Genomic DNA, 11,914 nt, shown 5'->3' with positions numbered 1-11,914 from the left:
CGATATTTAGCAGCATTCCGCGAAAACTGATACTTCCGCTTTTCACTACCAACCAGTTATCTTTTTTTGTGTTCTTTAACATCCATGTAATGTTATATAACAGACCACATCACCATGCAGTTCATAAACATAAACCCTGCATAATACATATCAGAAGGTACATTTATCTGACTTTTATGAAGAGACGGGACAATGGTGTATACTATCCGTAGGCATATATTACCTTTACCTTGCTGAACGATATAAGTTCAACCACACATGTACACGATAACGGGGAGGACAGCTGTTATTCTGTCATCGGAGTGCGAGTGTAAATAAACATATTTGAACTTATGTAGAGTCACAAAACCAATAAAACAATCTTATGGACGGAGGACTCAAGTTTATGTTGAAACAGCTTAAGCCATACAAGGTGTTACAGGAGCGCAGAATCGAAGAATTGAAATCGGATGCGTATCTGTTGGAGCACCAAAAATCCGGGGCCAAAATTGTACTTTTGTCCAATCAGGACGACAACAAAGTATTCAGTATCGGTTTCCGCACACCTCCGGAAGATGATACAGGGGTAGCCCATATCCTCGAACACTCCGTGCTCTGTGGGTCCAAGAAATTTCCGGCCAAGGATTCTTTTGTTGAGTTGCTGAAAGGTTCATTGAATACATTCCTTAACGCCATGACGTATCCCGATAAGACGATCTATCCGATCGCGAGTCGTAATGATCATGACTTCCATAACCTGATGGACATATATCTGGATGCGGTATTAAATACAAATATTTATGAGAATGAAAAGATATTTTTGCAGGAAGGCTGGAACTACAACCTGACCTCTGCTGACGATGAGTTAACCTACAACGGTGTTGTATATAACGAGATGAAGGGTGCTTTTTCTTCACCGGAACGAATGGTGCGCAGAGAAGTGCTGAACTCCCTTTTCCCGGATACCACATACTCCTCCGAGTCTGGTGGATTCCCGGAAGCTATTCTGGATCTAACGTATCAAGGGTTGCTGGATTTCCACACGAGATACTATCATCCTTCCAACAGTTACATCTATCTCTACGGCGATATGGATATGGAAGAGAAGCTGCAATGGCTCGATGAGAACTACCTGAGTGCATATGATCGAATCGAGATTGATTCGGCCATTCAACTTCAACCTGCTTTTGCAGAACGGGTAGACACAGTTAAGACTTACTCTGCGGGAAGTACGGAATCGGAAGTGGATAACAGCTTCTTGACCTACAATGCGGTGATCGGCACAAGTCTGGACAAGGAACTGAACATTTCGTTCCAAATTTTGTTATATGCACTGCTGAACGCTCCGGGAGCGGTATTGAAACAGGCTTTGCTGGATAAAGGAATTGCGAAGGACGTCTACGGTTCGTATGATGACAGCCTGTATCAGCCTGTGTTCACGGTGGGACTGAAGAAGAGCAATCTGGCGAGCAAAGAGGATTTCCTGGGAACGGTCAAAGAAGTGCTTGAGCGTGTGGTAAAAGAAGGCTTTGATCCTAAAGCGCTGCTTGCTGGAATTAATTCGTATGAGTTCAATCACAGAGAAGCGGACTATGGCAGAATGCCGAAAGGCCTGATCTACGGATTCTCCTCCCTGCAAAGCTGGTTGTACGATGAAGAAGCACCTTTCACCCATCTGGAAGCCAATGACGTATTTGCTGAACTGCGGACAAAAATGAACGAAGGTTACTTCGAGCAACTCATTGAGAAGTATATATTGCAAAACACACATACTTCCTTTGTGGCGCTTACCCCGGATAAGGGGCTGAACTCACGCAAGGAGGAAGCGTTGAAAGAACGTCTGAAAACCATTCAGGCCGGTCTTAGCGAGGAAGAAGTTCAGACGTTGATTCAGAAAACGGAAGCACTTGCCGAATATCAGAATACACCTTCAACCAAAGAGCAGCAGCAGGTCATTCCAACGTTATCGATTGAAGATATTGAACCTAAGGCCTCTACCTTGCATCAAACGGTGAACCAGGTCGATGGCACAACCATTCTTCATCATAACCTTTACACCAACGGAATTGGTTATCTGAGACTGCTGTTTGATATCAAAGAAGTACCACGTCATCTCCTGCCGTATGCAGGATTGCTCAAGAATGTATTGGGTTACGTGGACACTCAAAACTACTCGTTCAATGAACTGTCCAATGAGATCCATATCCATTCAGGCGGTATTCATAGTGGGATTGGATCTTATGCTAACGCGCATAAGCACAATGAATTCAAGGCGACCTATGAGTTCAACGCAAAAGTGTTGTATGACAAGCTTGGATTTGCCTTTGATATGATCAAAGAAATTGTGTTCACATCCCGATTCGACAATTCGAAGCGATTGTATGAGATCATCTCTCAGATGAAAGGTAATCTGCAACGTAATCTGATCAATAGCGGACACTCTGCGGGAATTGGCCGGTCTTCGTCCAAACATTCAGCGGTTGCGGATTTTAGGGAAGCGGTAAGTGGTATCGCGTTTTACCAGTGGCTTGAGGATCTTCAGGAGAACTTTGAGGCGAGAAAAGAAGAGTTATCTTCCAGTCTGCAAGAGTTGACGGGGTATATTTTCAGACCGGAGAACTTGCTTGTTAGTTATACTGCCGATGAACAGGGATATGAGGGACTGGAGCAACAGGTATCCGATCTGAAAGCGAAGCTGTTCACACATGAGGTTGCCAAGGAAGAGTTTACGTTCACACCTGCAACTCATAAGGAAGGATTCCGTTCCCCGTCAGAGGTGCAGTACGTGGTGCAAACGGGCAATTATATCGACAATGGATATCAATACACCGGTTCACTTCGGGTCTTGCAGGGAATCCTGTCTCTGGATTACTTGTGGACCAATATCCGCGCCAAAGGCGGAGCTTATGGCTGTATGTCAGGCTTCAGACGGAACGGAGACAGCTACGTTGCATCGTATCGTGATCCAAATCTCGATAAAACGTACAAAATATATGAAGAGATACCGCAATATTTGACCGATTTCCGGGCAGACGAGCGGGAAATGACGCGTTATATCATTGGTGCGATTCAGGATCTCGATACGCCGAGAACGCCTTATGGAGAAGGAGCTTTCTCCCTGGAGTGTTATCTGTCAAATGTGACTGAAGCGGATCTGCAACAGGAACGTGACGAAGTGTTAAGCACAAAGGAAAGCGACATTATCGGTTTTGCTGAGCTTTTATCGGCTATACTTGAACAGCAACAGCGCTGCGTGATCGGTAATGAGAACAAGATTGAGGAACAGAAGCAAATGTTTGACGAGACGCTGGATTTAATTAAAAACTAAGCGTTAGTCTCGTTTATTCCACGATCCAATAAGCGTCAAAGCAAAAGGCACTTTTATGAGAGCTGGTTTCAACAGCTTATAGAAGTGCCTTTTCTAATGGGGAGGAACTGTCTCCATCCCATATGATATGAGAATGTGTGACGCGCTGCGTTGTTCAAGTGACAGCGAGCATGTTGTATATTTTCAAGGTCCGCAGATCTTCCTTTGAGATTTTTAATTCATTATATAACTCCTGATTCTCGGGCAGCGGGGTTCTGGAGAATAACATTTTTAGCGCGATCGGCATGAAAGGTCTGAAGGAGACACCCGCCATCAGTCCCCACTTTTTCTCCGATTCCTGAAAAGACGCCAAAATATTAATATATAGGTTTTCCAGCGGCGTGGCCTGATTTTTCAAAATCAGGGTGGTGAGTGTGTCATAATGCTCGGTGTGGCCCCAATACATATTCTCGCACTCTTGATAGTTCTCAAAATCCTTCACATTCATATACATCACGGTGCGATAACGGTTGGCATCCGATTGAGCCATCATGTCAATGACACAACGAATGAGACTGTTGTTACGCCCATCATAGAAGTAGGAATAGAAACGGGTGGAGTTCTTGAAAAAGCTGGAAGGGACCGCATTCATCAGGGGAGAAGCATGTCTTGGCTCTTGGTACAAGAGTTGCTCCACCTGGATGTTGAGTGCGTTCGCAATGTGATGTAACGTCACCAGATCGAGTGTAATATCTCCGCTCTCATATTTGGACAGCGTGCCCTTGCTCTTGAAGATCTGATCCGCAAGCTGTTGAATGGTCATTCCCCGCCACTTCCGAAAGTTTCGTATTTTCTTGCCAACTTCCTGATTGATATTGTTCATAAACGGTTCTCCTTATGCAATGTTTCTTGAGAGTACGTGAAAATGATGAAAGTCATCATAAAAATGATGTTATATGAGAAATATATCACTTTTTCGTCGAAATACCTATTCTGGAGAAACAATTAACTTCATTTGTTTCGTCAGGATAGATTGTATTGCATTTGATGCAATTCCAGCGTCATGGAATAATGGATGTAATACGACATGAAACGACAATGAAATGTTGAGCAGACAGAGGAGCAGAAGCTATGAAATATAACTTTGATGAGATTATAGACCGCACAGGTACAAATGCTATGAATACGGATGGTTTCCGTCAATATATTTTTAAAGCCACAGAGGACATGACTTTTCCATTCAAGGATGAAGAATTTATTCGCATGTGGATTGCAGATATGGAATTTGCCACACCTCCCGAGATTCTGGATGCAGTTAAGGATCGTCTGGATCGTAGAATCATGGGTTACTCCCAAGTATTCGATCCCGCATACTACGAAGCTGTCTCCAATTGGATGAAAAGATACTATGACTGGTCCTTCGCGAAGGAGCATTTGGAGACCTCAAACGGGATCATTCCCGCTTTATATGAATTGGTGGAATATCTCTGTCAATCGGATGAGAAAGTACTGATCGTGACCCCGTCTTATGGTTTCTTCAAGTCAGCTGCGGAGCATAACAATCTTGAACTGGTCTGTTCGGATATGATCAATGAGCAGGGGCATTACTCGATTGATTTTGAGGATTTTGAAGCCAAAGCGAAGGATGAGAAGGTAAGGGTATGTATTTTCTGCAATCCCCATAATCCGTCTGGACGTGTCTGGACAACGGAGGAGCTGCAACGTGTGGGTGAAATCTGCCTGAGGAACAACGTATGGGTCATTTCGGATGAAATTCACTGTGATCTGCTGCGGACAGGCAAAAAACATACGCCACTCGCAAAGCTGTTCCCGGATACGGATCGAATCATTACATGTATGTCTCCGAGCAAAACATTCAACATGGCTGGTCTGATGTTCTCCAATGTCATCATTCCGAATAATGAACTTCGAGACATCTGGCAGGCACGCCATTATGGTTTCAAAAACCCACTGAGCATCGCTGCCACTCAAGCGGCTTACGAAACGGGTGATGAATGGCTGAAACAATTAAAAGGTTATCTAGACGCCAATTTCGCCTGTGTTGAACAGTATTTGAAGCAGCATCTGCCACGGGCTGTTTTTCACATCCCGGAAGCCACGTATCTGGCCTGGATTGATATCTCGGCATATGCTCCCCATAATGTAAGCTTACCATTATTCTTCGCTGAGCAAGCGGGTGTATTGCTCGAAGATGGTCATATGTTTGTAGCCAATGGTGAGGGTTGTATTCGGTTGAATCTGGCTTGTCCCCGTTCTGTCCTTCAGGAAGGGTTACGGAGAATTAGCAGTGTGCTTGTGAAAGAAGTCGAAGAGGTGCCCGTTCAAGTATAAATCATCAAGTCATCACGCAACAGCGAGGTGACTTTTTTGGATTGAGTATACTGAATGTAGCAAGAATACGATTTATTTCGAGGTGGACCTATACCTGATGCGCAATTCTGGTCTGCTGTCCCCGGTTATGTTAAAATGGTGGATAGTCTATGAGTTGCATGACATGCGGCTCTCAGAAGGAAGAGCCCAGTAGTTGGGCTGAACGAAACTGCATTCATCAGGGGAAAGGAGCCTATACATATGTTTGGAAACGATTGGGACAAGGTGCTTCAGGAAGAGACGGAAGCCGAATATTTTAACAAGATTCGTTACACTCTCGCCGCCGAGTACAAAACGCAGACGGTCTTTCCGCCCAAAGAAGACCTGTTCTCGGCACTGAAGCTGACGCCGTATCATCAGGTTAAGGCCGTTATTATTGGTCAGGACCCTTATCACGGAGCAGGACAGGCTCATGGATTAAGCTTTTCGGTTAGACCGGGAGTGCGTGTACCGCCTTCTCTGAAAAATATATATAAGGAACTTCATGCCGATCTGGACCTGCCGATTCCGAATCATGGATCTCTGGTTCATTGGGCACAACAGGGAGTCCTGCTATTAAATGCTGTTCTGACGGTTCGTGAAGGTCAGCCGAACTCCCATCAGGCACTGGGATGGCAGACGTTTACGGATGCGGTCATTCGCGCGTTGAATGAGCGTTCAGAGCCAATGGTATTTATGCTATGGGGCAGTCATGCCCAGAAGAAAGGTTCTTTTATTAACAGGGACAAGCACCTTGTACTGGAGTCTACACATCCCAGTCCGCTGGCTGCGCATCGTGGATTCCTCGGCAGTCGTCCCTTTTCCAAAGCCAATGACTTCTTGACCTCCAAAGGTATTGAACCGATCGATTGGAAGATACCTGAAAACTAGACAGATGGAGGTGAGAACATTGCGACATTGGATAGGACGAAAAGTAGCGGTATATCGTGCAACAGGCATACGGGAGCCATTGAAGGGAACGCTGGTCGAGTGGGATGAAGAAGCGGAATGTGTACGGATCGGACCGAAACGGATTAAGGTATCGTTTGACAATATCGCAATGATCAGACCTCTTCCCGAAGAGAGTCTTCCCTTAAAGAAAGCACGTTCTGAAGTACACAAGGTTGGATATGTGATGAAAAAGGCGATTCAGTTCGAAAATGCGATCTATTTCAAGTCACAGGTTATGATCTGGCGCCGGGCCAAAATTGTAGCGTTATCCACGACGATTCTGCGTCATGACGAGGATCAGGTTGAACTTGCAGATGGTCGGGTTCTTCGTAAAGACAAGCATATGTTTGTTGTACGTTCACGCCGTGGGATACGTTAGTTATACGAAGATTTAATATTCATTTCATGCAAAGATCATACGGATTTAATGTTCGGTCTGTATATTAGGTAATAACAACCCCTTCTAAATTGATGTGTATTGAAATGGGAGCCCGGCCGGCTGCAAACGGTCGGTTTTTTTTGTCCATTGATTCTGTTAACCTATTGTACATACCCATTACATTCATGTTGTATACTATTAAAATAGATCACGAGAAGGAGTGAAACCCAATGAAACGTATAGCTGTTTTTGCAGGCTCCAATCCGGGAAATCACCCCGAATATACAGAGAAGGCTGTTCAACTGGGCAAACAGATTGCTGATAGTGGTTATGCACTGGTCTATGGTGGTTCTTGCATGGGCTTGATGGGTGCAGTAGCCGATGCTGCTCTTGAGCGAGGGGGAGAGGTTATCGGGGTTATGCCTACCGGATTGTTCCGGGGCGAGGTTGTTCATGGAGGGCTCACACAACTGATTGAAGTGGGAACCATGCATGAACGGAAGGCTACGATGGCTGAATTATCCGATGGATTCATTGCACTTCCCGGAGGCATGGGTACATTTGAAGAACTATTCGAGGTACTGTGTTGGGCACAGATCGGTATTCATCGTAAGCCTGTTGGCTTATTAAATGTCAATGGATATTATGGACCGCTGATGAAGATGGTAGAACATAGCGTACAGGAAGGGTTCTCCAACAATTCGCATCTCAGTCTGTGGAGTCTGGAATCTGATCCGGCTGAACTGATCAAACAAATGTCATCCTATATTCCTGCAGAGCTGACTCAGAAGTGGTCACAACTCAACGGGAAATGAGTGTATAAGAAGACGGGCCTGTATCCAATCGTTCCTCGGGAGAATTTTCGATCTGCCCAAGCAAGTTGCGCTATTGGACATAGTCTATAGTGTACTTCGATGAAGAGGGGAGTGTCACTGATGAGCGAACTCAAAGGTACAGGTTACGGATATTGCGGAGGCTTCGGTGGTGGAGCATGGACATCAACAGGTGCAATTTTGGTATTGTTCATTCTGTTGGTTATTATCTCTCGCACATTCATTCTGTAATTCGGTCAGTATCCCGGGACGGGGATTAAGCTGCAGAGGCAGCGCCCCAATAACAAATGACCTTTCCAAAGAGACGCCGGTATATGCTGGCGTTTCAGGGGAACGGTTTTTTGACGTTTTCAGCATACGTTGAGTATTTGAAAAAGCAAAAACCTGCCCCTGAATAAGGTCAGAAGCAGGAGAGAGCCTCCTGAGCCATTAGCTGTGCAACAAGCAGCTTTACACCACAACAGCAGTTTGATCCGGATTACTTAACGATTTCCAGGCGATATATAGCCCGATGGCGGCTGCAATTAAGGAGAGTATTGCTGCAACAATAGCCAGCTGATCCAGTGTGTTGGGTGAACTGGAGTTAAGAGAACGCTGATTAGCCGTCTTGCCAGATTTGTTTTTGATATGGACAGATGCTCTAGAATGCCTGGAAGCCGACTGTAACTGGGATGTGTGAGGACGCGTAGGTATCGATTTTTTCTTTGAGGGATTCAATAGTCAACCTCCTTATAACGGAGTTCAGTGCTTCCATCGTTCATACTATGTTATGTCGATTTTCAGATTGAGTTCGCAAAAATGAGTGAATCCCCAGCCCGTTGATGTTCAACCCGGTCGCTAGTATTAGCGAAGCAGGTAACCCATTATACGCTCTGTTAATACAGGTCTAACAAACCGTGTTTATAGTAAGGATCATAGAACGAAGCTTGAACACAGGAGGCGCTGGAATGAGGAACATGGAGATTATTGCCCACCGCGGTGCATCTGCCGTATGCCCGGAGAATACGATGAGCGCTTTTGAACGAAGTCTGGAGCTTGGAGCGACAGGGATCGAAACCGATGTGCAGATGACGAGTGATGGCAGACTGGTACTGATTCATGATGAGACGTTAAGTCGAACTGGTGGCACAGAAGGCTGGGTTAAAGATACGACTTACGATCAATTGCGCACAAGGGATGCCGGCTCCTGGTTCCATGCTGATTTTACCGGGGAACGTATTCCTTCTCTGGAGGAGTTATTCAAGCTGGTACAGGGGAAAGGAACCCTGCTTAATCTGGAATTGAAAAATGGTATTGTGAGCTATAAGGGGATGGAAGAGAAGGTTATACAAGCGATCCGGGACTGGAATCTGGAGCAACAGGTCGTGCTGTCCAGCTTCAATCATACTTCCCTCGTGAGATGTAAACGTCTTGCCCCGGAGATTCGTACAGCACTTCTATATATGGAAAAGTTGTACCGTCCTTATGATTATGCCGCCAAACTCGAAGCTTCCGGCCTTCATCCCTACAAGCTGGCGGTCACACAAGAAGATGTTGCTGCTGCACTGGCACATGGCGTTGTTACCTACCCATTTACGGTGAATGATCCTGCCGAGATGCAGGCCTTGATTGACATGGGTGTGCAAGGGATCATTACTGATGTTCCGGATGTCCTGGCATCCTTACTTACGGTACATGTCCGTTAAACGAGTCTATATTTTACATGTTCTACATATGCAATGATAAGGCTGTGTTCGAGCTTTTTGGCTCCTGCGCAGCCTTTTTGCGTGTAAAATTGTGTGCAAATCTTCATATATGCAATAAACATGTCCTATTTGTCCATTGCCAGAGCCCGTGGATTCACTTACAATGGTCTATGGGAATGAGAATCAATATCAATATCATTAAAGTTCGGTATTTATAGAGAGGTGATTGTTATGTACATAGGTTTGAGCAGCTCCACTCATAACGAGGGTGGGCGCGTATGAGTTCACAAGCTTCACCAGAAAAACATAATCCGGATTCACCCACAGCGAAGATACACACTCGTCCGTGGGCGGCGACACTTATTCTTACAGGGGGAGTTTTGCTACTCGCTCTGGGTATGGCGTTGTCCATTTCTTTTGGCGCTGCTGATATTAAGCTTAGTGTAGTCTGGAAGGCCATCTTTGACTTCAATCCTGAGCTGACTCCACATCAGATCATATGGGAGATTCGGTTGCCACGTATTCTTGGAGGAGCAATGGTAGGTGCATGTTTCGCTGTAGCTGGGGCGATCATGCAGGGCATGACTCGTAACCCGCTGGCCGATTCAGGTCTGCTTGGGTTGAATGCGGGAGCTGGATTTGCACTTGCAGTTTGTTTTGCCTTCTTCCCTGGCTTGCCATTTATGTATATCATCATGTATTCCTTCCTTGGTGCGGGGCTTGGTGTCCTGTTGGTGTATGGTTTTGGTGCAGCTTCCAAATCAGGCCTTACACCACTACGCCTTGTACTTGCAGGTGCGGCTGTATCAGCGATGTTGTCGGCACTCAGTGAAGGGATTGCATTATATTTCAGGATTGGACAAGATCTGGCTTTCTGGACGGCCGGTGGTGTAGCCGGAACGAAGTGGTCTCAACTTGAGGTCATGTTCCCATGGGTACTCGCAGCACTGATCGCAGGTCTTCTCATCTCCCGTTCCATTACTCTGCTTAGTCTCGGAGAAGATATTGCGGTGGGCTTGGGGCAACGTACTGGGCTGATCAAGCTCATAGGCCTGATTGTTGTACTAATCCTCGCAGGTACGGCCGTGTCCGTCGTGGGTGCGGTTGGTTTTGTTGGACTCATTATTCCCCATCTCACTCGGAAGCTGGTTGGGGTCGATTATCGCTGGATTATTCCATGTTCCGCAGTAATGGGCAGTCTGTTGCTTGTATTTGCGGATCTGGCTGCACGTATGATTAACCCGCCGTACGAGACGCCAATTGGCGCATTGGTTGCCCTCATCGGGGTACCATTCTTCCTGTATCTGGCGCGTAAAGAAAGGAGGACTCTGTAACGATGGAATCCTCAACAATAGTTGGAGCAGAGCGCAAGAAGAGAACCAAGAGTACGATTGTCCTCATTGTGCTTGCCCTATTAATTATTACGGCTTTTGTGGTGAGCATGAACACAGGTTTTACCAAGCTTTCGCCGCTTGAGGTGATGCGAACCCTGTTTGGTGGAGGCACGGCGAAACAGGAATTGATCCTGTTTGAATTCCGTCTGCCACGTATTGTGATTTCGGTGCTGGTCGGGGCCGGACTTGCATTATCTGGTTGTATTTTGCAGGGAGTATCTCGGAATGCGTTGGCAGATCCGGGGATCCTCGGGATTAACGCAGGTGCTGGTCTGGTCGTCATGTTATTTGTTTCCTTTTTCCCGACAACGACAGCAGCGCCGGTATTTCTTTTGCCAATTCTGGCCCTGATCGGTTCTGGTTTTGCTGCATTTCTGATCTACATTCTCTCTTACAAAAAAGGAGAGGGCATTCTGCCTACGCGTATGCTGCTTACAGGGATCGGGGTAGCGGCGGGAATCAGTTCTGCCATGATCGTGCTTACGTTACGGCTTAGTCCGGAAAAGTATCAATTTGTAGCTACCTGGATGGCAGGCAGCATCTGGGGCTCGAACTGGAAATTTGTAACGGCATTGCTACCGTTTCTTATTATTCTTGTCCCGCTTGTTCTGTATAAGGCACGTGTACTGAACGTGTTGAATCTGGGTGACCAGACTGCAAGTGGACTCGGGACTCCGGTTGAGCGTGAGCGACTGATTTTGCTTGCGGCTGCTGTAGGACTTGCCGGCTCATGCGTATCTGTGAGTGGGGGGATCGGTTTTGTAGGTCTGATCGGACCGCATTTGGCACGTCGTCTGGTGGGTCCAAAACATCAATTCCTGTTACCCGCATCTGCACTGATCGGTTCATTGCTTGTACTGGTTGCAGATACGCTGGGTCGTGTCATCCTGCAGCCTTCGGAGATTCCTGCGGGGATCCTGGTTGCCATTATTGGTGCGCCATACTTCCTGTACCTCTTAAGCAAGACGAAATAGAACGTAATCATTATTGTGTGATTGCATAAGGAGGACTTCAGT

General features: G+C 46.2%; 11 protein-coding genes. 9 read left to right on the top strand and 2 right to left on the bottom strand.

The window, feature by feature from the left end:
• Nucleotides 1–385 precede the first annotated feature (385 nt).
• Nucleotides 386–3,307 (top strand): insulinase family protein, encoded by a 2,922-nt coding sequence (locus tag MHB43_RS22265; protein ID WP_405118001.1) that lies wholly within the window; start codon nucleotides 386–388, stop codon nucleotides 3,305–3,307.
• 154 nt (nucleotides 3,308–3,461) lie between these two features.
• Here the strand turns inward: MHB43_RS22265 and MHB43_RS22260 are convergent, their stop codons facing one another.
• Nucleotides 3,462–4,169 carry a helix-turn-helix domain-containing protein gene (locus tag MHB43_RS22260; RefSeq protein ID WP_221825411.1) on the bottom strand — a complete coding sequence of 236 codons (708 nt, stop codon included), beginning with the start codon at nucleotides 4,167–4,169 and terminating at the stop codon, nucleotides 3,462–3,464.
• A gap of 248 nt (nucleotides 4,170–4,417) precedes the next feature.
• Between MHB43_RS22260 and MHB43_RS22255 the strand changes: the two genes are divergently transcribed.
• The 5 genes from MHB43_RS22255 to MHB43_RS22235 all read left to right on the top strand — a co-directional run bounded on the left by MHB43_RS22255 (nucleotide 4,418) and on the right by MHB43_RS22235 (nucleotide 8,050).
• On the top strand, nucleotides 4,418–5,638 hold the full coding sequence (locus tag MHB43_RS22255) for a MalY/PatB family protein (RefSeq protein WP_339177901.1): 1,221 nt from the start codon (nucleotides 4,418–4,420) through the stop codon (nucleotides 5,636–5,638).
• A gap of 240 nt (nucleotides 5,639–5,878) precedes the next feature.
• Nucleotides 5,879–6,547, top strand: a complete 669-nt coding sequence (ung, locus tag MHB43_RS22250) for a uracil-DNA glycosylase (protein WP_339177899.1) — start codon at nucleotides 5,879–5,881, stop codon at nucleotides 6,545–6,547.
• Nucleotides 6,548–6,566: 19 nt separating this feature from the next.
• Nucleotides 6,567–6,986 carry a hypothetical protein gene (locus MHB43_RS22245; RefSeq protein WP_017687369.1) on the top strand — a complete coding sequence of 140 codons (420 nt, stop codon included), beginning with the start codon at nucleotides 6,567–6,569 and terminating at the stop codon, nucleotides 6,984–6,986.
• Nucleotides 6,987–7,216: 230 nt separating this feature from the next.
• The gene (locus tag MHB43_RS22240) at nucleotides 7,217–7,801 is read left to right on the top strand and encodes a TIGR00730 family Rossman fold protein (protein WP_339177898.1); all 585 of its coding nucleotides are present in this window, start codon (nucleotides 7,217–7,219) and stop codon (nucleotides 7,799–7,801) included.
• Between the two features lie 120 nt (nucleotides 7,802–7,921).
• Nucleotides 7,922–8,050 (top strand): hypothetical protein, encoded by a 129-nt coding sequence (locus MHB43_RS22235; protein ID WP_255319930.1) that lies wholly within the window; start codon nucleotides 7,922–7,924, stop codon nucleotides 8,048–8,050.
• A gap of 219 nt (nucleotides 8,051–8,269) precedes the next feature.
• Here MHB43_RS22235 and MHB43_RS22230 read toward each other — a convergent pair whose 3' ends face one another.
• Entirely contained in the window at nucleotides 8,270–8,536 is a 267-nt protein-coding gene (locus tag MHB43_RS22230) for a hypothetical protein (protein WP_076211469.1), read from the bottom strand.
• A 230-nt stretch (nucleotides 8,537–8,766) separates the two neighbouring features.
• Between MHB43_RS22230 and MHB43_RS22225 the strand changes: the two genes are divergently transcribed.
• The 3 genes from MHB43_RS22225 to MHB43_RS22215 all read left to right on the top strand — a co-directional run bounded on the left by MHB43_RS22225 (nucleotide 8,767) and on the right by MHB43_RS22215 (nucleotide 11,872).
• The gene (locus MHB43_RS22225) at nucleotides 8,767–9,504 is read left to right on the top strand and encodes a glycerophosphodiester phosphodiesterase (RefSeq protein WP_405118000.1); all 738 of its coding nucleotides are present in this window, start codon (nucleotides 8,767–8,769) and stop codon (nucleotides 9,502–9,504) included.
• Between the two features lie 278 nt (nucleotides 9,505–9,782).
• Entirely contained in the window at nucleotides 9,783–10,838 is a 1,056-nt protein-coding gene (locus MHB43_RS22220) for an iron ABC transporter permease (protein ID WP_036614761.1), read from the top strand.
• A gap of 2 nt (nucleotides 10,839–10,840) precedes the next feature.
• Nucleotides 10,841–11,872, top strand: a complete 1,032-nt coding sequence (locus tag MHB43_RS22215; protein ID WP_074095819.1) for an iron ABC transporter permease — start codon at nucleotides 10,841–10,843, stop codon at nucleotides 11,870–11,872.
• Nucleotides 11,873–11,914 lie beyond the last annotated feature (42 nt).

It is taken from the genome of Paenibacillus sp. FSL H8-0317 (assembly GCF_045040685.1).
In the GTDB taxonomy this organism is placed as follows: Bacteria; Bacillota; Bacilli; order Paenibacillales; family Paenibacillaceae; genus Paenibacillus.
Note: the sequence above shows the minus strand (reverse complement) of the source record. Positions and strands in the feature narration are given on the sequence as shown.

Coding starts and splice junctions, on each gene's coding strand:
- MHB43_RS22260 (WP_221825411.1), bottom strand. CDS start 4,169: ATGAACAATATCAATCAGGAAGTTGGCAAGAAAATACGAAACTTTCGG.
- MHB43_RS22225 (WP_405118000.1), top strand. CDS start 8,767: ATGAGGAACATGGAGATTATTGCCCACCGCGGTGCATCTGCCGTATGC.
- MHB43_RS22255 (WP_339177901.1), top strand. CDS start 4,418: ATGAAATATAACTTTGATGAGATTATAGACCGCACAGGTACAAATGCT.
- MHB43_RS22240 (WP_339177898.1), top strand. CDS start 7,217: ATGAAACGTATAGCTGTTTTTGCAGGCTCCAATCCGGGAAATCACCCC.
- ung (WP_339177899.1), top strand. CDS start 5,879: ATGTTTGGAAACGATTGGGACAAGGTGCTTCAGGAAGAGACGGAAGCC.
- MHB43_RS22215 (WP_074095819.1), top strand. CDS start 10,841: ATGGAATCCTCAACAATAGTTGGAGCAGAGCGCAAGAAGAGAACCAAG.
- MHB43_RS22235 (WP_255319930.1), top strand. CDS start 7,922: ATGAGCGAACTCAAAGGTACAGGTTACGGATATTGCGGAGGCTTCGGT.
- MHB43_RS22265 (WP_405118001.1), top strand. CDS start 386: ATGTTGAAACAGCTTAAGCCATACAAGGTGTTACAGGAGCGCAGAATC.
- MHB43_RS22220 (WP_036614761.1), top strand. CDS start 9,783: ATGAGTTCACAAGCTTCACCAGAAAAACATAATCCGGATTCACCCACA.